The following is a 941-nucleotide window of genomic DNA, read 5'->3' as shown; positions in this document are numbered from 1 at the left end:
GTTTTTGTACGCCGACGTACCGAGGATCATGTCGTTCTCCACCTGGCCCGCGACCCTGAGGGCGAACCGGATGGACACGTTGCCGCTGATCCCGGTCGGGAGCGAGTCCTTGTCCGGCCGCTGCGTGGCCAGGATCAGGACGACCCCGAGCGCGCGGCCCAGCTTGATGATGAACTCGGCGTCCTCACCTGCCTGTTTGCCGTACTTGGGGTGCGCGAACAGGTTCTGGCACTCGTCGAACACCCCGACCAGCGGCCACAGCTTGAGCGAGCGCTTGTCGGCGATCGCGCGGGTGACGCGCTTGTCCGGGCACAGGTCCCGCGGCAGCTTCTTCATGGCCGCCGCCCGGCGCATCACCTCGGCGCGCAGCAGCTTCAGCGAGTCGGCCGCGTACTTGATCGAGTCGTCGTCGATGCCGGACACGAACCGGTGGCTGACGCATTCCAGGGAGTCCAGGTCACCGGTGCCCTTGTTCTCGTGCAGCCACAGTTCCACGCTCGGATCCAGGGCGGCACCGCAGGCCAGCACCCGCACGGAGGCGGTCTTGCCCTGACCGGGCAGCGAACCGACCAGGATGTTGTGCTGGATCATCGGCACCGACTGGGCACGGCCCCGCGGGTCGATACCGAACGGGATGCGCTTGAAGATGTCGTGCCGACGGGCGTTCGCCAGAGCCCACTTGACGATGCCGGTCTTGGACAGGTCCCGGTCCCCCACCCACAGGATGAGCCGTCCCTCGTGCTCGTTGGGGTCGGCGTCCGGCCACACGCACCCCAGCGGGCGGCGAAGTCCCGAGGCGAGCCGGGCGCGCCGGTCGGCCACGTCGGCGACGGTGACCCCCAGCGGCAGGTCGATGTCCGCGCGCCAGCCGGGACCCTCGCGGGTGATGGGGGCGACGAACCTGATGCCGTCCTGACCCTTGGCGACCGCGGAGGCGATCT

The 941-nt window shown here is 69.1% G+C and carries 1 protein-coding gene; it reads right to left on the bottom strand.

From position 1 onward, the window contains the following. Positions 1 to 941 (bottom strand): FtsK/SpoIIIE domain-containing protein (locus ROI90_RS21080; protein ID WP_316000260.1); only part of this gene is annotated, 941 nt, incomplete at both ends.

Origin of the sequence: Hymenobacter endophyticus, assembly GCF_032464715.1 — a bacterium.
Lineage (GTDB): Bacteria > Bacteroidota > Bacteroidia > Cytophagales > Hymenobacteraceae > Hymenobacter > Hymenobacter endophyticus.
Note: the sequence above shows the minus strand (reverse complement) of the source record. Positions and strands in the feature narration are given on the sequence as shown.